The sequence below is a fragment of the Pseudomonas sp. 1L-B-1-E-C1 genome, from assembly GCF_057291835.1.
Genome location: NZ_JBXAWN010000017.1, coordinates 20,293 through 37,238 on the forward strand (window position 1 = coordinate 20,293; position 16,946 = coordinate 37,238).

Sequence of the window (16,946 nt, forward strand, 5' to 3'; positions counted from 1 at the left end):
AGGCCTACCTCCCGGTAAGCCTTTTCTGCTCACTTCGTAATACTCAATCCCCCAACGCTTCTCCCTCACGCCGAGGATCAGCTCCCCCCGTCAATGTCGCTTTGCCCTGTGCATCCTTCACCCGAACGATCGCTTGGGTGCCGCTGGTCATGTCGATTTCACTGACCGTGTGGCCTTTGGCTTTTAACGCCTGAATCAGCGCCGGGCTGAACTGCCCCTGTTCCAGTTCGGTCGGGCCGTTGCGGCTGCCGAAGTTGGGCAGGTTGATCGCACTTTGTGCGTCGAGGTTCCAGTCGAGCAGGCCGATGGTGGTTTTGGCTACGTATTCGATGATTTGCGAGCCGCCGGGGGAGCCGACCGTGGCGACAAATTCACCAGTGTTGCGATCAAAGATCAGCGTCGGCGCCATCGACGAACGTGGGCGTTTTCCGGGTTCGACGCGGTTGGCGACTTTCTGCCCGTTCTCTTCGGGGATGAACGAGAAGTCGGTCATCTGGTTGTTCAGCAGAAAACCCTGGACCATCAGGTGCGAGCCGAACGCGGCTTCGATGGTGGTGGTCATCGACACGGCGCCGCCGAGGTCATCCACCGCCACCACTTGCGAGGTCGAGATGCGCAACGGCGAGCGGTCCGGTGCGTAGGCAACCTGCACGCCCGGCGGTGTGCCCGGTTTGGCGCTGCCCATGCTGCGCTCGCCGATCAGGCTGGCGCGGCTGGCCAGGTAGGCAGGATCGAGCAGACCTTTGACCGGCACCGGGACGAAGTCGGTGTCGGCCACGTATTGCGCACGGTCGGCATAGGCTAGACGTTCAGCCTCGGCGATCAGATGCACCGCTTGCGGCGCCGGTTCCATGCCGGCCGGCCTATTGGTGTTCACTGGTTTGAGCGGCGTCAGCGACAGGCGTGGATCGCGAGTCTCCAGCGCCTGCAACGTGCCGAGAATCTGTGCCACGGCAATCCCGCCTGACGACGGTGGCGGCATGCCGCAGACCTGCCAGCGCTTGTAATCGGTACACAGCGGCGCGCGCTCCTTGGCCTGATAACGCTGCAAATCGGTCAGCGACAGGCTGCCGGGGTTGGCGTGCTGTTGAACCCTGGCGACGATCTCTTCGGCGATCGGACCTTTGTACAGCGCATCGGCACCCTCGCTGGCGATGCGTTTGAACACGGCGGCCAACTTCGGGTTTTGCAGGCGTGTGCCGACAGCTTTAACGCTGCCATCGTCATTGAGGAAGTACGCGGCCATGTCTGGCGACTGGCGTATCAGTGGATCGGCAGTCAGCAGCGAATGCAGACGCGGGGAAATTGCAAAGCCTTGTTCGGCCAGTTTGATCGCCGGCTCAAACAGCTTCGCCCATGGCAAGCGACCGTGCTGCCGATGCGCCAGCTCCAGCGCGCGCAACACCCCAGGCGTACCCACCGAGCGGCCGCCAATCTGCGCTTGCGTGAAGGCCATCGGTTTACCGTCAGCCTTCAGGAACAGCTTCTCGGTGGCCCCGGCCGGCGCCGTTTCGCGGCCGTCATAGGTGCGCACCTGCTTGCCATCCCACAACACAATCATCGCCCCGCCACCGATCCCGGAAGACTGCGGCTCAACCAGCGTCAACACCGCCTGCATCGCAACCGCCGCATCAATCGCCGAACCACCCTGACGCAACATCTCCCGCCCGGCTTCGGCCGCGAGCGGATTGGCAGCAGCGGCCATGTGTTCATTGGCATGACGGGTTTGCAGATCAGTGCGATAACCGGAAGCGGCTTCCGGTGCCAGCGGCAACGAAGAAGAGGGCGGGGCGTTGCATGCGGTGAGGGTCAGAGCGCTGACAAGCAGTGTCAGGGCTGGCAGGCGAAAGCGCTTCAAGGGCTGGGCTGGAAACACGCGGGCTCTCCGTCCGTGGGGTAGAAGTCTTGAGGGACTTTATCGAGCGGGCCGGCGGGGTGCAAACTGCGTGAGGATTACAGCCCTCCCGCTCAGCGGCGGCGTCAATCGATCGGCCGAAAACGATGCCCTTGTGGGAGCGAGCCTGCTCGCGAAAGCGGTAGCTCAGGCGGTGCGATCTTCTTGAGAGTATTGCAGGGTAATTTATTGCTTGAAGCCCGGCAGACCACGGGTAGAACGCCAGTCCTTCACAATTTTGGTAATGCCCTCGGCTGTTTGTTGTTTCATATCCTCGGGCCAATAGATAAGGTCAGTGCCCGCTGGGTGCTCACACAGACGTTCAAATTCAAACAACAGCGGATCGAGAATCTCGTCTGGGCTTGTGTTGGCTGCAAGAACAGATTGCACAAATTTCAATAATTCTGCTTCGGTGTAGTCGGATATGCTTTGCTTGGTGCGCTTTTTTATCATTGCTTGAAGCCCGACAGCCCATGGTCACTACGCCATTTCTTCAATGAGTCAATGATCCCCTGTGCCGAGTCATCGGCGCCATCTTCAGGGTAAAAAATCAAATCGGCTCCTGTTGGGTGTCCACAAATCAAATTGAAGTGAAGGACGAGCTTGCTTTCATCTTCTTCTCTCCCCTCATTTCCGATAATGCGCTCAAGGAGTTTGATGAATTCTTGCTCGGTGTAATCTGAAAAATCGTCTTTAATAAGGAATTCCGTTGCCATTGCCTATCTCATGCACGAATCTTGGATGTGTTGAGACGCAATAAATCGTGACAGCCAAAGTTAACTCGATGGCTCGAACCCTCAACGACACGACTTATCAAGAGTCCTTGAACCCCGGCAATCCCTGTGCTGCTCGCCATTCCCTGACACTTTGCATTACCCCCGCAGGGGAATTATCAGCACCAGGCTCCGGGTAGTAGATCAAGTCTGATCCTGCTGGATGCTCGCTGATTGTCTCGAAGTGCGCCAACAGTAAATCAGCACGATCATCGTTTTCAGCTTCTTCATCCTCTTTCGCGATCTCTTGTAGCAGCGCGACGAATTCGGTTTCGGTGTAAGCCGAAATTTTTCTTTTAAATAAAATTAGACTCACCTCTGCCCTCGAGTTATTGATTTTTACTGGAAGGATAGCTGCTTATTGCTTAAATCCAGGCAGTCCATTGGCTGCGCGCCATTTTTTTAAGGTCTCGGTCACGCCTCTTGGTGAATCGTCTGCGTCGTCTTCAGGATAAAAAATCAAGTCAGATCCTCTGGGGTGTCCGCAAATGGAATTGAAATGAAATACAAGTTTGCTTTCTTCCTCCTCGTTCTCATCATTGCCAATGATGCGCTCAAGCAAGGCAATGAACTCTTGTTCCGTATAATCCGAGAAAGTAGATTTTTCAGTCATCTTTATTTTCCTTATGTATTTTCACATGCCGTTTCGGCGTAATTACGGCCAAGTTATCTACATTGTAAACAGCGCCTCCATGGCGGATGTGTTCGATGTGATGGAGTTCGTACTTGGCCTTCTCCCCGTGATGCTCTGGCATCGGAGCAAATGGTGCTTTGCCATCTGTAAGCTTACTTTGGTTGGTTCGTTTGAATTGACTGAACAGCTCTGGATCATTCGCAATTTCCTGCCAAAACGCCTCCCTAAATTTGTCGAAACTCGAAAACTCCCTCCCCCTGAGCTTATCCGCGATCCGAGTAGGAATCGGCACACCAATTCCAGTCCCAGCACCCGCAAGCCATATCCCCGCCACATCCTCTCCCACCCCCGTAACGATCCCCGGCGTCTGCCTCGCCGGCCTTGAATAAACCACATACAACGACTTCAGCCCGGTGTCCGCCGGGAACACCAGAATACAATCTTCGGCTGTTACATCCTCGCCCGGCAGACCCTCAATCTGGCTATCGGTGTTGTCCGGGATCGGGTGGACGAGGATCGGGTCGAGTGCCTCACCGTGGTCGGGATAAACCAGCGGAGGCATCGACCCCAGCGGCCCGCGTTGCGGCGTCCAGAGAATGGTGATGCCGTTGAGCTTGGCCTCCATGGCGGTCTTGTCGGCGTTCCACTTGACGTTCACCGTGCGTACGGCGTCGTCGCCAGAGGCGCCGGAGTGGATGCCGTAGACCCGCAGAACATCTTCGGCATCACGACGAAACTGGAAGCGCACGCGCGTGGTGGCGCGGCTCATGCGGCGTAGTTCTTCGTCGGTGTGAAGCGTGCCATCGGCCATTTTGCTCGGCAGCATTCCCAGCACGAACACGCTGGCCGGCCCGCCGGCGCCACGGATGGCCCAGTTCAGGCGCTGTTGCAAAATCCCGCCGCCGGCCAGACGCCCCAAAGCCAGGTCGGCACCTATCGCCGTCGCTACAGCGGTACTGGCGGAGGGCATGAGCATGGCGCCGGCGACCATGATCTTGCCGAAGTTGCTGGCTGGCTCCTTGGCAGTGCCAGCGTCCGTGCGACACCAGTTGTCCGGCGTGCAGGACTTGGCAAAGACCCTGTCTTCGCGTGGCCTGGGCGCAGGCCATGTACACCGGCTCCGGCGCTTTCGGTGGAAGCAAAGTAAACCAGGCCCTGCCACCGCTATACGGATTTAATAACCAGTCATCGTCGAGAAGGTATTTGTATTGAGGCATGCCAACTCCCTGTATGGCGCTGAATCGAGCCAGGGGAGCTTGTCGGTCGAAGGGCAATTCGGGGAGAGAGGGGCGGGTGCTTGAAGTGATGAAAAATCCAGTTCTTACGTGAGCAAAGCCTGCTTCCTACAGGGCTATCTCAGTCCAGCGGTTTTGCGCCTTTTTCAGGCGAAATTATCGTCGGTCGCGCCTGTAGTCTTTTCGTTTGAATGGCTGACTACGCCGGATTTCTCTTACAGATTATTCAGGTCGACAGCCTACGCGGTGCTGGTTAAGGATGGTTTCTGTACGGTTCCCAGGATGGGGCTTCAAAAGAAGGATGAGTTCGTTGCTTTTCTATTCTGATTTCAGTCGCACCCGGCATCACCCGGACTTGAGGTGTGCGCCCATCGACACCCAACGACTCAGTCCGCACGATGAACGCTATCAGCTGGTAGTTTGTCCCTTTAAAGGTACACTGCATGTATGAAGTGCAGCATGCTCACACTGACAATGGTGTCGATGTGTACCAGTGCTGGCTTGATTCGCTTCGAGACTCAAGGGCCAAAGCGCGTATCACTACGAGGGTAGATCGGGCCGCTCTTGGCAATTTTGGTGATCATGCCCCTGTGGGCGATTCAGTCTATGAGCTGCGTATCGATCATGGTCCCGGATATCGGGTGTATTACGTCATTTGCGGCACGTTTGTTCTGCTTTTGCTGGGCGGTGGAACAAAACAAAGGCAGCAACACGACATCGATCAATCAAAAGAAATCTGGAAGGCGCTGAAGAGGTAGCTCAATGAAAAGCGTAAGCAATCACGAGGACAGTGTTCTCGAAATGCTGCGCACGGACGAGAATTTCGCTCTCGAATATCTCGTTGCAGCATTAGAAGAAATTGACGAGGAGGGCGGTGAGTCTGTGTTTCTCACCGCGGTGAGACGTGTGGTTGAAGCTAGAGGCGGTTTTGCCGCTGTCTCCAACGCAACCGGACTCAATAGAGGGAATCTCTACAGACAGTTTTCTGCAGATGGGAACCCAGGCCTTTCTACGCTACTGAAGGTGATGTCCGCTGTGGGGCTTGGTCTGTCTAAGGTGGTCGCTCACAGTCAGGATGACCAGGAACACACTGCAGCGTGATCTACCGTAGCAATCAAAAGCCCGGCTCGGTGTCAGGCTTTCTGTTATTCCCAGCAGCGTTTTTCCTGATGGGATGCGTGGCATTGAACCGCTGACATTAAGCGGTAGGTTGCGAGTGAAGCAGGGCGCAACTTTTCTCAAGGCATAAAAAAACGGCCTACCTTTCGGTAAGCCGTTTTTAGTACTTGGTGGCTACACAGGGACTTGAACCCCGGACCCCAGCATTATGAATGCTATGCTCTAACCAACTGAGCTATGTAGCCAAGTGGCGCGCATTATTCCCCTGAAATGGCAAAGCGTCAAGCGTAAATCGAAAATATTTCTTCCTGTTTTCAACCGCTTATCCTCGGGCCCCGAAAATCGGGGCCGGGGAGGGCGTCAGCGCAGTTGGAATCTGGCGGTATTGGCGCTCAAGGCCTCGCTGCCCTGGCTCAAGGTGTCTGCCGCGAGGTTCACGGCGCGTGCGCCTTCGAGCAAACGCACCGCTGCCTGATCGACCTGCTGGATATTGCCGCTGACTTCGTCGGCGGTGCTGGCCTGTTCTTCGACTGCCGTGGCGATCTGCGCCAGGGTGTCGGTGACGCTCTGCACGGCGCTGGCGATTTCGCCCAGGCGTTCGCCGAGTCCGGTGACCGCTTCGGCGTCTGATTGGGCTTGGCCGCAGGCGGCTTCCATCAGGCTCACGGCTTCGTTGACCGTGGCGCGCAGGCTGTCGACGGTGCCGGCGATTTGTGCGGTGGACGATTGCGTGCGTTGCGAGAGGCTGCGCACCTCGTCGGCGACCACGGCAAAGCCGCGACCCTGTTCGCCGGCGCGCGCGGCTTCGATGGCTGCGTTGAGTGCAAGCAGGTTGGTCTGCTCGGCGACGCCGCGAATGGTGTCCACGACCAGTTGAATCTGCTGGCCTTGCTCGCTGACCCGGCCGAGTGCGGCGGCAGTATCGTTCAGGCGCTGATTGAGCTGTTGAATGCTTGCCGTGGTGCGCTGGCTGTCGCGGCTGCTGTCGGCGGCGATTCGCCGGGTGTGCTGGGCGCTGCCGGAAGCCTGTTCGCAACTCTGCGCGACGCCCTGCGAGGTCGCGGCCAATTGCGTGGCGGCCGCTGCGATCTGGCTGATCTGCAACTGCTGCGCCTCGACTTCACTGAGGGCGCCGCTGGAGTGTTGGTTGAGGCTGCGCACCGCGTTGCTCAACTGCGAGGTTTCGTGATCAACGCCGAGCATGCTGCTGCGCAGTTGCACCACGGCAACGTTGAGTGCGGTGCTGATCGCTGCCAGCTCATCGCGGCCCTCTACCGGCACTTGCAAGCTCAGGTTGCCGTCGCGCAAGGCTTCGGCGAGCAGGGTGATCCCGCTGGCGCTGCGGCGGATCGAGGCTTGCAGGCAGACGAACAGGTACAACGCCGCCAACAGCAGGCACCCGAAAATCGCCGCGACGACGATGAACTGGCGGATCGCCGAGCTGTAATAGGCGTCGAGCCGCTGATCCAGCGCGACCAGTGATTGCTGGCGCAGCGAGGCGAGGTCGGTGAGCAACGCGTCGAGGCTGCGTTCGAAGTCTTCCGGCTTGAGGTTGATGCTGCCACCGAACACGCCGTCGTCGAGGACTTTCAAACCGCTGTCGAGGTGTTTAAGGCTGTCGTGGTATTGCCCGGCCCAGGCTTGTAGCTCGACTGGCAGACGCGCCTCCAGCAAGCCGGCGGTTTTCGCCAGTTGCTCGCGGGCGTCGCCGATGCGGCTGCGCAGGTCGCGCAACTGCAGGCGGCTCTGCAGGGTGAACTGGCCGGAGACGACCGAGGCCTGGCCGACCGCGGCGAGACGGCCGACCCGCTCGATCAGGTCCGGCGCGTGCTGCGTGGAAATCTGCGTCAGCAGGTAGGTTTCCAGCCACGGCGCGAGGGTCAGGCGATTGTCCATGACGATCTGCTCGCGCAAGGCTTGCAGCGCGGCCAGAGCGTTGGTGAAACGGTCATAACCGTCCGGCCACCAGCCGACGCTGCTGAGGCTTTTCGAATCCAGGCCATTGAGCGCGGTTTGCAGCGCCTGATAGCGCGCGATGATTTCGCCGTCGGCGCCTTGCTGGTTCAGGGCATTGCCCAGCTCCGTGGTGGCTTGCAGCACCGCCGGTTGCACGCCATCGAACGCGGCCATGGCGGCGAGGGTGGCCGGTGTCGGTTGACGGTTGGTCTCGGTGGCGCGCCAGCGGGCGGCGCGGTCGCGTTGCGCGGCGAGCAGGTTGTCCAGCGCATCCAGCGCAAGCAATTGACCCACGCCGGCACGTTCGCCGGCGATCAGGTTGAGCTTCTCGCGATAGTCATGGCCGATCATCAACAGGCTGCCGGCCAGCGGCAGAATGAACAGCAGAAACAACAATTGGAATTTACCTGCGAAGCCAAACCGCCCCAGCAATTTGATCCCCGGTGAAAGAAAAGCCTGCATGCCTCATGACTCCTCTGGACACCACGCACCATTGGCGTGCATCGCGAACGTTTCACCCGCGACCCGTGCCCTCTAAAAGGCCTCGAAAGTTCACCCTCGCCCGCTCTGTAGGCCGGCTCTGTAGCGAAACTTCCCATTGTCGAACGCCTTTGTAAGGCGATCGTGTTCAAGGGCAGAAGCAAGGCAAGATTCAGACCATGGCGTTGCGCTATCACCTTTCCGCCAGTGCCCCCCGTGTAGGAGCTGCCGAAGGCTGCGATCTTTTGATCTTGCTCTTGAAAGTCAAAGTCAAAAGATCGCAGCCTTCGGCAGCTCCTACACGGTGGTGTGTCATCAATAACTTAGTTAGCTGGCTAAGGGGATGGCGCTGACGCACCGAAAAATGGCACATTGACGCACCTGCCTGCGTGCACCCATCTGCTGTCCGGAAACTTCCATGGCTATCAGCAACGTTCAGACCGCCGCTGCCTCGGCGACCGCTACTCCCCAAAGCAGTCCACTGGTGATGCGCATCATTGGCGCCGTGGCGCTGGCGCATTTGATCAACGACCTGATCCAGTCAGTTCTGCCATCGATCTACCCGATGCTCAAAGCCAACTATGGCCTGACGTTTACTCAGGTCGGCCTGATCACCTTGACGTTCCAGCTGACCGCGTCGCTGTTGCAGCCGTGGGTCGGTTATCACACCGATCGACACCCGAAACCGTGGCTGTTGCCGGCGGGCACGGTGTGTACCTTGATCGGCATTCTGATGATGTCGGTGGTCGGCAGCTTTCCATTGATTCTGCTGGCGGCGGCGCTGATCGGCATTGGCTCATCGACCTTTCACCCGGAGGCCTCGCGTGTTGCGCGGCTGGCCTCGGGCGGGCGCTTTGGTCTGGCACAGTCGACGTTCCAGGTCGGCGGCAATGCCGGTTCCGCGTTCGGCCCGTTGCTGGCGGCGGCGATCATCATCCCCTTCGGCCAAGGCAATGTGGCGTGGTTCGGCCTGTTCGCGGTGTTTGCGCTGTTCGTGCTGTACCGCATCAGTCGCTGGTACGCCAATCACCTCAACCTGTTCAAGCTGAAGGCCGGCCAAGCCGCGACGCACGGCTTATCGAAGGGCAGGGTGACCAGTGCTTTGGTAGTGCTGGGGCTGCTGGTGTTCTCCAAGTATTTTTATATGGCCAGTTTCACCAGCTACTTCACCTTCTACCTGATCGAGAAATTCGACCTGTCGGTGGCCAGCTCGCAATTGCACCTGTTCCTCTTCCTGGGCGCAGTGGCGGCGGGGACCTTCTTCGGCGGGCCCATTGGCGACAAGATCGGGCGCAAGGCAGTGATCTGGTTTTCGATCCTTGGCGTCGCGCCGTTCACCCTGATCCTGCCGCATGTCGATCTGTTCTGGACCAGTATTCTCAGCGTGGTGATCGGTTTCATTCTGGCGTCGGCATTCTCGGCGATTGTGGTGTACGCGCAGGAACTGGTGCCGGGCAATGTCGGAATGATCGCCGGGATTTTCTTCGGCCTGATGTTTGGTTTCGGCGGGATTGGCGCGGCGCTGCTCGGGCATCTGGCGGATGTGCATGGGATTGAGTATGTGTATTTCCTGTGCTCGTTCTTGCCCTTGTTTGGTGTATTGGCAATCTTTCTCCCGCGTACCAGAAAGGCCTGAGATCAAAAGATCGCAGCCTTCGGCAGCTCCTACATGGGCTTGATGTGCACCTGTAGGAGCTGCCAAAGGCTGCGATCTTTTAACAATTTTCAGGCACAAAAAAGCCGCGTATCAAACGCGGCTTTTTCTTGGGCGTAGCGCTTAGACGTTGAAGCGGAAGTGCATCACGTCGCCGTCCTTGACGATGTAATCCTTGCCTTCCAGGCGCCATTTACCGGCTTCTTTGGTGCCGGCTTCGCCCTTGTACTGGATGAAGTCGTTGTAGGCGATGACTTCGGCACGGATGAAGCCTTTTTCGAAGTCGGTGTGGATCACGCCAGCAGCCTGTGGTGCGGTGGCACCGACCTTGACGGTCCAGGCGCGGACTTCTTCGACACCGGCGGTGAAGTAGGTCTGCAGGTGGAGCATTTCGTAGCCGGCGCGGATCACGCGGTTCAGACCAGGCTCTTCCAGGCCCAGGGCCTCGAGGAACATGTCTTTTTCTTCGCCGTCATCCAGCTCGGCGATTTCCGCTTCGATCTTGTTGCACACCGGAACGACCATGGCGCCTTCTTCTTCGGCGATGGCCTTGACCACGTCCAGGTGCGGGTTGTTCTCGAAACCGTCTTCAGCGACGTTGGCGATGTACATGACCGGTTTGGTGGTCAGCAGGTGGAAGCCCTTGATCACTGCCTTTTCGTCAGCGCTCATGTTCTTCATCAGGCTGCGTGCCGGCTTGGCTTCGGTGAAGTGCGCGATCAGTTGCTCCAGCAGGGCCTTCTGAACCACGGCGTCCTTGTCACCGCCCTTGGCGTTGCGCGCGACTTTCTGCAGTTGCTTTTCGCAGCTGTCGAGGTCGGCGAAGATCAGTTCCAGGTCGATGATTTCGATATCGCGTTTCGGGTCGACGCTATTGGAAACGTGGATCACGTTGTCGTCTTCGAAGCAGCGCACGACGTGAGCGATAGCGTCGGTTTCGCGGATGTTGGCCAGGAACTTGTTGCCCAGGCCTTCACCTTTCGAGGCGCCAGCGACGAGGCCGGCGATGTCGACGAATTCCATGGTGGTCGGCAGGATGCGCTTCGGATTGACGATGGCCGCCAGAGCTTCCAGACGAGGATCCGGCATCGGCACGATGCCGCTGTTCGGCTCGATGGTGCAGAAGGGGAAGTTCTCGGCCGCGATACCGGATTTGGTCAGGGCGTTGAACAGGGTGGACTTGCCGACGTTAGGCAGGCCGACGATGCCGCAATTGAATCCCATGGTGTTTCCCCTCGGGTAAAAGTCAGGCCTTCTGGCTGTGCAGGTTTTTCATCGCGCGGTTCCATTCCCCGGCGAGGATATCCGGCAGCACGCCGAGGGCAAAGTCGATGCTGGCATCGAGTTTTTCCTGTTCGGCGCGTGGCGCACGACCCAGGACGAAATTTGAAACCATACTGGCAACGCCCGGGTGGCCAATGCCGAGCCGCAGGCGGTAGAACGTGTTCTGATTGCCCAGTTGCGCAATGATGTCGCGCAACCCGTTGTGACCGCCATGGCCGCCGCCCTGCTTGAGCTTGGCAACGCCCGGAGGCAAGTCGAGTTCGTCATGCGCCACGAGGATTTCTTCAGGCTTGATGCGGAAGAAACCGGCGAGTGCAGCCACGGCCTGGCCGCTGCGGTTCATGTAGGTGGTGGGAATCAGCAGACGAACATCCTGACCTTGATGCGAATAGCGCCCGGTCAGGCCGAAATATTTGCGATCGGCCACAAGATTCACATTCTGTGCGTGGGCGATGCGCTCAACAAAAAGGGCCCCTGCGTTATGCCGGGTCTGGTCGTATTCAGCGCCTGGATTTCCCAGGCCAACGATCAGTTTGATGGCAGTCACGATAGGGGCCCTTCCTTTGAGTGGTGGATAACATCGCCGCGATCAGGGAAAGCGGCGAAAGTGGACGAAAAATGCTCATTTACCATGGATGTAAACTCCGCGTTCTCGCCCGCTTTCTCGCTACGTTCCAGTCCGCGATGTTACTTGCTCACTCAGGCTAAACAGAGTGAATTACTCTGCTGCGCCTTCTTCGGTAGGTTCTGCAGCAACACGTGGAGCGTGGACATTGGCAACAGCCTTGTCATCGCCGTGTGCCAGAGCAACGAACTCAACACCTTTAGGAGCTTTGAGGTCCGACAGGTGAATGATGGTGCCGATTTCTGCGTTCGACAGGTCGACTTCGATGAACTCAGGCAGATCTTTTGGCAGGCAGGAAACTTCGATCTCGGCAACAACGTGCGAAACTTCGCCGCCTTTCTTGACTGGAGCTTCTTCGCCAACAAAGTGCACAGGCACGATGGCGGTCAGTTTCTGGCCGGCAACAACGCGTACGAAGTCAGCGTGCATCACGTGGCCTTTGGCCGGGTGACGCTGCAGAGCCTTGATGATGACGTTCTGCTTGGTGCCACCAACGTTCAGCTCGATGATGTGGCTGTAAGCCGCTTCGTTTTCGAGCAGTTTGGCAACTTCCTTGGCCAGCATGCTGATGGATTCAGGGGCTTTGTCGCCACCGTAAACTACAGCTGGAACCAGGCTTGCGAGACGACGCAGGCGGCGGCTCGCACCTTTCCCCAGGTCGGAACGCACTTCAGCATTCAGAGTAAAATCGTTCATTTTGTATCTCCAAAATAGCCATGACCGAGTGGCGTTTGCGACCAGCGCCGAACACGGTATGGGCAAAAAAGCCCCGCCCCGACAGGAATGCCGGGGCGGGGCGCTTTTCGTCAACGAGACATTTCGTGAAGGGCAGGGCCCTTAACGGAACATCGCGCTGATCGATTCTTCATTGCTGATGCGGCGAACCGCTTCGGCAACAACCGGTGCGATATCCAGTTGACGGATACGTGCACAGGCTTGTGCTGCAGCGGACAGCGGGATGGTGTTAGTGACCACCAGCTCGTCCAGCACGGAATTTTCGATATTCTCGATGGCCCGGCCCGACAGCACAGGGTGTGTGCAGTAGGCAAAGACCTTGGCTGCGCCATGCTCTTTCAGGGCCTTGGCCGCGTGGCACAGAGTGCCGGCGGTATCGACCATGTCATCGACGAGAATACAGGTACGCCCTTCGACATCACCGATGATATGCATCACTTCAGAGTGATTGGCTTTCTCACGGCGTTTGTCGATGATCCCGAGATCGACGCCCAGGGATTTGGCAACGGCCCGTGCACGCACGACGCCACCAATGTCCGGGGACACGATCATCAGGTTTTCGAAGCGCTGATCTTCAATGTCATCCACCAGAACCGGGGAGCCGTAGATGTTATCTACCGGAATATCGAAGAAGCCCTGAATCTGGTCAGCATGCAGATCAACCGTGAGAACACGGTCGATGCCGACTACGGTAAGCATGTCAGCGACGACTTTCGCGCTGATGGCCACACGTGCGGAACGCGGACGGCGATCCTGACGGGCATAACCAAAATAAGGAATAACAGCAGTGATACGAGTAGCCGAGGAGCGGCGGAAGGCATCAGCCATCACTACCAGTTCCATCAGGTTATCGTTGGTCGGAGCGCAGGTCGGCTGAATAATGAAGACGTCTTTACCGCGAACGTTTTCATTGATCTCGGCTGTGATTTCGCCGTCGGAAAACTTGCCGACAGAGATGTCACCGAGAGGGATATGCAGCTGACGTACGACACGCCGAGCCAGATCGGGGTTGGCATTCCCCGTAAAGACCATCATCTTGGACACGCGCAGTACCTAGAGGCTGAGGGTAACCTGGATGAGTAGAGAAAATGGCAGGGGCGGCTGGATTCGAACCAACGCATGGCAGGATCAAAACCTGCTGCCTTACCGCTTGGCGACGCCCCTGTATCTGTTGCTTTCAAGTGCCGGGCACTTGATTCCTTTAGAGCAGACTTTGCAGCTTGCGATGCAACATCGAAACGTTGCTTCCTTTCGCTACAAACCCTGTAAGGGTCTCTGTCAGAAGGGCCGAGACTTTATCAGCTTCAGCTTTGCTTGGGAAGCCCCCAAACACACAACTTCCAGTTCCGGTGAGCTTTGCTTCGGTAAATTTACCTAACAAATCCAATGCGTTACGTACCTCTGGATAACGCCTTGCTACCACCGGCAAGCAGTCATTTCGACTGTTTCCCTCGGGAACGGGGCGCACTTTAATGGGCGGTGTGTTACGTGTCAACAAAGGATCGGAAAAAATTTCTGCCGTACTAACAGAGACTTGCGGCACGAGTACCAGATACCACGGTTCTTGGGGGTCGACCGGGGTGAGTTTCTCGCCGACGCCCTCGGCAAACGCCGCGTGACCACGGACGAAAACCGGCACGTCGGCACCTAGCGACAAGCCCAGTGTGGCCAGGCGATCTTCATCCCAGCCCAACTGCCAGAGATGGTTGAGACCGAGCAAAGTCGTCGCCGCATTCGAGCTGCCGCCGCCGATACCGCCGCCCATGGGCAGCACCTTGTCGATCCAGATGTCGATGCCGAGCGAACAGCCGGATTGTTGCTGCAGCATTTTCGCCGCCCGCACGATCAGGTTGCTGTCGTGGGGCACGCCGGTGAACTCGGTGTGCAACTGGATCACGCCGTCATCGCGCACGGCGAAACTGATTTCATCGCCGTAGTCGAGGAACTGAAACAGCGTCTGCAATTCGTGATAACCGTCTTCACGGCGACCAAGAATATGCAGCATCAAATTGAGTTTGGCCGGTGAGGGCAGAGTCAGGCGTGCAGCGGTCATGCTTTATTGTCCCAACTTGCGCGGTTGCCAGGTCTTGATCACCAGCGTCACGTCGAGGTCGGTGCCGTGCAGCTTGATGCGTTCGGGCAGCCAATAACCATTCTGTTCGGTGTAGGCGGTGTATTCGACTTTCCAGCCGTCCTGCTCAAGACTGGCCAAACGGCTGTCGGCGTCCAGGTTCAGGCGACTTTTGCTCTCCGGAGCCGGCAGGCCACGAACCCACCAGGCCAGATTCGACACCGGCAATTTCCAGCCAAGCTGTTCTTCGAGCAGGGCTTCGGGCGATTGCGATTCGTAGCGGCCCTGATTGGCGACTTCCAGTGACACTTTGCCCGGCCGCCCGGTCAGGCGTGCCGCGCCACGACCCAGCGGGCCGGACAGGCGAATGTCGTAGTAGTCCTGACGCTGCAGCCAGAACAACGTGCCGCTGCCGGAATCCTTCGGTGCGCGGATGCCGATCTTGCCGTCGATCTGCCAGCCATCAAGACCGGTCAGTTGTTGTTTGTTCGCCGCCCACTGGGCCGGGCTGCCGTGGCCTTCGACCGATTCGCGAGTGCTGAAGCCCGAGCAGCCGGCGAGCAGGGCGATGAAGCTGAAAACAATAACGTGGCGCAAAAACATGGGTTAAAGAGTCTCGGATCCGGTCAGGCGCTTGATGGTGCTGCGCAGAATGGTGCTGTCGGGCTGGTCCTTGAGGAACTTGCCCCACACTTGTTTGGCTTCGCGTTGATTGCCCTTGGCCCAGAGAACTTCGCCCAGGTGCGCCGCAACTTCGTGGTCAGGAAAACGCTCGAGCGCCTGGCGCAGGTATTTCTCTGCGTCGTCCAGATTGCCCAGGCGGTAATTCACCCAGCCGAGGCTGTCGAGAACTGCCGGGTCTTCCGGGTTGATCTGATGCGCCTGCTCGATCAGCGTCTTGGCTTCGGCGTAACGCGTAGTGCGGTCGGACAGGGTGTAGCCCAGCGCATTGAGCGCCATGGCGTTGTCCGGGTCGCGCTTGATGATCAGGCGCAGGTCTTTTTCCATCTGCGCCAGGTCATTGCGCTTCTCCGCGAGCATGGCGCGGGTGTAAAGCAGGTTGAGATCGTCCGGGTATTTCTGCAGGGCTTGCTGCAGGACTTTCCAGGCCTTGTCGTCCTGTTTGTTGGCCGACAGGCTTTCCGATTCGATCAGATACAGCTGGATCGCGTAGTCGGGCTGCTCGTCACGCTCGGCCGCCAGTTTGCTCTGCGCTTCGGCGGCTTTGCCGTTACTCATGAGGATATCGGCCTGACGCAGTTGTGCCGGCAGATAGTCGTTGCCCGGGCCGACCTGGGCGTATTCGATAAGCGCGCCTTGCGGATCGTTGCGCTCTTCGGCAATTCGGCCGAGATTCAGGTGCGCCGAATCGACATGGCTTTCGCGAGCGATCAGGTCTTCCAGATAACCCTTGGCTTCATCCCATGCTTTGGCTTCCAGGCACACCAGCGCCAGCGAATAGCGCAGTTCGTCGTCTTCCGGGTATTGCTGAACGAGGGTGGAGAACTCCGCTTTGGCATCGTCCATGCGGTCCTGTTCGACCAGCATGCGCGCGTAAGTCAGGCGCAGGCGTTTGTCTTCCGGGTACTTCCTGATGTTTTTCTGCAACAGCGGCAGCGCTTCGTCGCCACGGTTGAGCAACTGAAGCAAGCGTGCACGCAACAGAATCGGAGCGATCTCGCCATCTTCCGGCGGATGGTCTTCGAGCAGGGTCAGTGCGCCCTGGTTGTCGCCGTCCTGCTGCAACAGCAGCGCCTTGCCGAAAATCAGCTGATTGTTGTTCGGGTGACGTTGCAGCAAGCGGTCGAAACTTTTCATCAGACCGTTGCGAGTTTCCTGATCGGTGTCGGCGGCCGACAGTGCGAGGAAATCGAAGTGGGTGTCGCCTTTGCCCTGCAGGACTTTCTCCATGTAGACCATTGAGTCGTCGTAACGCCCGGCGCGGGCCAGTTGCACGGCGGCAGCGCGTTGCGCTTCGAGATCGTCCGGCGCATTGCGGGCCCAGATCAGCGCGGTGTCGAGGGCCGGTTGATCGGCGCCCAGATATTCGGCGATGCGAAAAGCCCGCTCGGAAACGCCCGGATCCTGGGTGTTGATGGCCTGGGTCACGTAGTTGTCCAGGGCAATGTCGAAACGATTGCGCTGGCCAGCGAGTTCGGCACTCAGCAGGCTGAACACGGTTTCCTCGCTGAACGAGCTGTAAACCTTGGGCTTTTCAGGCGCGGGCGTGGTGTCTTCGACCGGCGGGGTACCGTCCGGCGCAACGGGCGCCATGGCCTGGCAGCCGCTGAGGAAGACAAAAGCGAGGAGCAACGCGGAAGATCTATTCATATAGGAAGAGGACGACTAACCTGCGGTCGGATCATCATGACACAAGCCTTCGGCCAAACATAACCGTAGGAGCTGCCGAAGGCTGCGATCTTTTGATCTTGCTGGTGATTCGAAAAACCACAATCAAAAGATCGCAGCCTGCGGCAGCTCCTACA

Annotated in this window: 17 protein-coding genes and 2 tRNA genes; 3 read left to right on the forward strand and 16 right to left on the reverse strand. The window is 58.3% G+C overall.

The window, feature by feature from the left end:
* Positions 1 to 43: 43 nt before the first annotated feature.
* The 6 genes from ggt to AC0Z4S_RS24770 form a co-directional block, all read right to left on the reverse strand.
* Complete coding sequence (ggt, locus tag AC0Z4S_RS24745) at positions 44 to 1,876, reverse strand: gamma-glutamyltransferase (protein ID WP_485624926.1); 1,833 nt, start codon at positions 1,874 to 1,876, stop codon at positions 44 to 46.
* 204 nt (positions 1,877 to 2,080) lie between these two features.
* Positions 2,081 to 2,347 (reverse strand): bacteriocin immunity protein, encoded by a 267-nt coding sequence (locus AC0Z4S_RS24750; protein ID WP_485624927.1) that lies wholly within the window; start codon positions 2,345 to 2,347, stop codon positions 2,081 to 2,083.
* Positions 2,344 to 2,610: a bacteriocin immunity protein gene (locus tag AC0Z4S_RS24755; protein WP_485624928.1), complete on the reverse strand. Its 267-nt coding sequence runs from the start codon at positions 2,608 to 2,610 to the stop codon at positions 2,344 to 2,346. Before AC0Z4S_RS24755 ends, AC0Z4S_RS24750 begins: the two co-directional genes overlap by 4 nt.
* 97 nt (positions 2,611 to 2,707) lie before the next feature.
* Positions 2,708 to 2,983, reverse strand: a complete 276-nt coding sequence (locus AC0Z4S_RS24760; RefSeq protein ID WP_485624929.1) for a bacteriocin immunity protein — start codon at positions 2,981 to 2,983, stop codon at positions 2,708 to 2,710.
* Between the two features lie 42 nt (positions 2,984 to 3,025).
* Positions 3,026 to 3,280 carry a bacteriocin immunity protein gene (locus tag AC0Z4S_RS24765; RefSeq protein ID WP_056790316.1) on the reverse strand — a complete coding sequence of 85 codons (255 nt, stop codon included), beginning with the start codon at positions 3,278 to 3,280 and terminating at the stop codon, positions 3,026 to 3,028.
* Positions 3,273 to 4,292 (reverse strand): S-type pyocin domain-containing protein, encoded by a 1,020-nt coding sequence (locus AC0Z4S_RS24770; RefSeq protein ID WP_485624930.1) that lies wholly within the window; start codon positions 4,290 to 4,292, stop codon positions 3,273 to 3,275. Before AC0Z4S_RS24770 ends, AC0Z4S_RS24765 begins: the two co-directional genes overlap by 8 nt.
* 687 nt (positions 4,293 to 4,979) lie before the next feature.
* On the opposite strand from AC0Z4S_RS24770, the gene AC0Z4S_RS24775 reads away from it, so the two are divergent.
* Positions 4,980 to 5,294: a type II toxin-antitoxin system RelE/ParE family toxin gene (locus AC0Z4S_RS24775; protein WP_485624931.1), complete on the forward strand. Its 315-nt coding sequence runs from the start codon at positions 4,980 to 4,982 to the stop codon at positions 5,292 to 5,294.
* Between the two features lie 4 nt (positions 5,295 to 5,298).
* Positions 5,299 to 5,637: a helix-turn-helix domain-containing transcriptional regulator gene (locus AC0Z4S_RS24780; protein ID WP_485624932.1), complete on the forward strand. Its 339-nt coding sequence runs from the start codon at positions 5,299 to 5,301 to the stop codon at positions 5,635 to 5,637.
* A 186-nt stretch (positions 5,638 to 5,823) separates the two neighbouring features.
* Here the strand turns inward: AC0Z4S_RS24780 and AC0Z4S_RS24785 are convergent.
* A tRNA-Met gene (locus AC0Z4S_RS24785) sits at positions 5,824 to 5,900 on the reverse strand.
* 115 nt (positions 5,901 to 6,015) lie between these two features.
* Complete coding sequence (locus AC0Z4S_RS24790) at positions 6,016 to 8,073, reverse strand: methyl-accepting chemotaxis protein (RefSeq protein WP_485624933.1); 2,058 nt, start codon at positions 8,071 to 8,073, stop codon at positions 6,016 to 6,018.
* A gap of 436 nt (positions 8,074 to 8,509) precedes the next feature.
* Between AC0Z4S_RS24790 and AC0Z4S_RS24795 the strand changes: the two genes are divergently transcribed.
* The gene (locus tag AC0Z4S_RS24795) at positions 8,510 to 9,727 is read left to right on the forward strand and encodes an MFS transporter (RefSeq protein WP_485624934.1); all 1,218 of its coding nucleotides are present in this window, start codon (positions 8,510 to 8,512) and stop codon (positions 9,725 to 9,727) included.
* 141 nt (positions 9,728 to 9,868) lie between these two features.
* On the opposite strand, the gene ychF is transcribed toward AC0Z4S_RS24795, so the two are convergent.
* From ychF to AC0Z4S_RS24835, 8 genes are all read right to left on the reverse strand, one after another.
* Positions 9,869 to 10,969, reverse strand: coding sequence for a redox-regulated ATPase YchF (gene ychF, locus AC0Z4S_RS24800; RefSeq protein WP_103306068.1), 1,101 nt, complete (start codon positions 10,967 to 10,969; stop codon positions 9,869 to 9,871).
* A 22-nt stretch (positions 10,970 to 10,991) separates the two neighbouring features.
* A complete protein-coding gene (gene pth / locus AC0Z4S_RS24805) occupies positions 10,992 to 11,576 on the reverse strand; it encodes an aminoacyl-tRNA hydrolase (protein WP_008079560.1) in 585 nt (194 codons plus the stop codon).
* Between the two features lie 171 nt (positions 11,577 to 11,747).
* Positions 11,748 to 12,350: a 50S ribosomal protein L25/general stress protein Ctc gene (locus tag AC0Z4S_RS24810; protein ID WP_253495875.1), complete on the reverse strand. Its 603-nt coding sequence runs from the start codon at positions 12,348 to 12,350 to the stop codon at positions 11,748 to 11,750.
* 141 nt (positions 12,351 to 12,491) lie between these two features.
* On the reverse strand, positions 12,492 to 13,433 hold the full coding sequence (locus tag AC0Z4S_RS24815) for a ribose-phosphate pyrophosphokinase (protein ID WP_003171603.1): 942 nt from the start codon (positions 13,431 to 13,433) through the stop codon (positions 12,492 to 12,494).
* Between the two features lie 45 nt (positions 13,434 to 13,478).
* Positions 13,479 to 13,553, reverse strand: a tRNA-Gln gene (locus AC0Z4S_RS24820).
* Between the two features lie 37 nt (positions 13,554 to 13,590).
* Entirely contained in the window at positions 13,591 to 14,442 is an 852-nt protein-coding gene (gene ispE, locus AC0Z4S_RS24825) for a 4-(cytidine 5'-diphospho)-2-C-methyl-D-erythritol kinase (protein ID WP_485624935.1), read from the reverse strand.
* Between the two features lie 3 nt (positions 14,443 to 14,445).
* A complete protein-coding gene (gene lolB, locus AC0Z4S_RS24830) occupies positions 14,446 to 15,063 on the reverse strand; it encodes a lipoprotein insertase outer membrane protein LolB (RefSeq protein WP_485624936.1) in 618 nt (205 codons plus the stop codon).
* A gap of 3 nt (positions 15,064 to 15,066) precedes the next feature.
* The gene (locus tag AC0Z4S_RS24835) at positions 15,067 to 16,791 is read right to left on the reverse strand and encodes a tetratricopeptide repeat protein (protein WP_485624937.1); all 1,725 of its coding nucleotides are present in this window, start codon (positions 16,789 to 16,791) and stop codon (positions 15,067 to 15,069) included.
* Between the last annotated feature and the right edge of the window lie 155 nt (positions 16,792 to 16,946).

What these genes read in the sequence shown, in the direction of transcription:
- lolB (WP_485624936.1), bottom strand. Translation starts at nt 15,063, where the DNA reads ATGTTTTTGCGCCACGTTATTGTTTTCAGCTTCATCGCCCTGCTCGCC.
- ispE (WP_485624935.1), bottom strand. Translation starts at nt 14,442, where the DNA reads ATGACCGCTGCACGCCTGACTCTGCCCTCACCGGCCAAACTCAATTTG.
- ychF (WP_103306068.1), bottom strand. Translation starts at nt 10,969, where the DNA reads ATGGGATTCAATTGCGGCATCGTCGGCCTGCCTAACGTCGGCAAGTCC.
- AC0Z4S_RS24750 (WP_485624927.1), bottom strand. Translation starts at nt 2,347, where the DNA reads ATGATAAAAAAGCGCACCAAGCAAAGCATATCCGACTACACCGAAGCA.
- AC0Z4S_RS24775 (WP_485624931.1), top strand. Translation starts at nt 4,980, where the DNA reads ATGTATGAAGTGCAGCATGCTCACACTGACAATGGTGTCGATGTGTAC.
- AC0Z4S_RS24780 (WP_485624932.1), top strand. Translation starts at nt 5,299, where the DNA reads ATGAAAAGCGTAAGCAATCACGAGGACAGTGTTCTCGAAATGCTGCGC.
- AC0Z4S_RS24790 (WP_485624933.1), bottom strand. Translation starts at nt 8,073, where the DNA reads ATGCAGGCTTTTCTTTCACCGGGGATCAAATTGCTGGGGCGGTTTGGC.
- AC0Z4S_RS24795 (WP_485624934.1), top strand. Translation starts at nt 8,510, where the DNA reads ATGGCTATCAGCAACGTTCAGACCGCCGCTGCCTCGGCGACCGCTACT.
- AC0Z4S_RS24755 (WP_485624928.1), bottom strand. Translation starts at nt 2,610, where the DNA reads ATGGCAACGGAATTCCTTATTAAAGACGATTTTTCAGATTACACCGAG.
- AC0Z4S_RS24835 (WP_485624937.1), bottom strand. Translation starts at nt 16,791, where the DNA reads ATGAATAGATCTTCCGCGTTGCTCCTCGCTTTTGTCTTCCTCAGCGGC.
- AC0Z4S_RS24770 (WP_485624930.1), bottom strand. Translation starts at nt 4,292, where the DNA reads ATGGTCGCCGGCGCCATGCTCATGCCCTCCGCCAGTACCGCTGTAGCG.
- AC0Z4S_RS24810 (WP_253495875.1), bottom strand. Translation starts at nt 12,350, where the DNA reads ATGAACGATTTTACTCTGAATGCTGAAGTGCGTTCCGACCTGGGGAAA.
- AC0Z4S_RS24765 (WP_056790316.1), bottom strand. Translation starts at nt 3,280, where the DNA reads ATGACTGAAAAATCTACTTTCTCGGATTATACGGAACAAGAGTTCATT.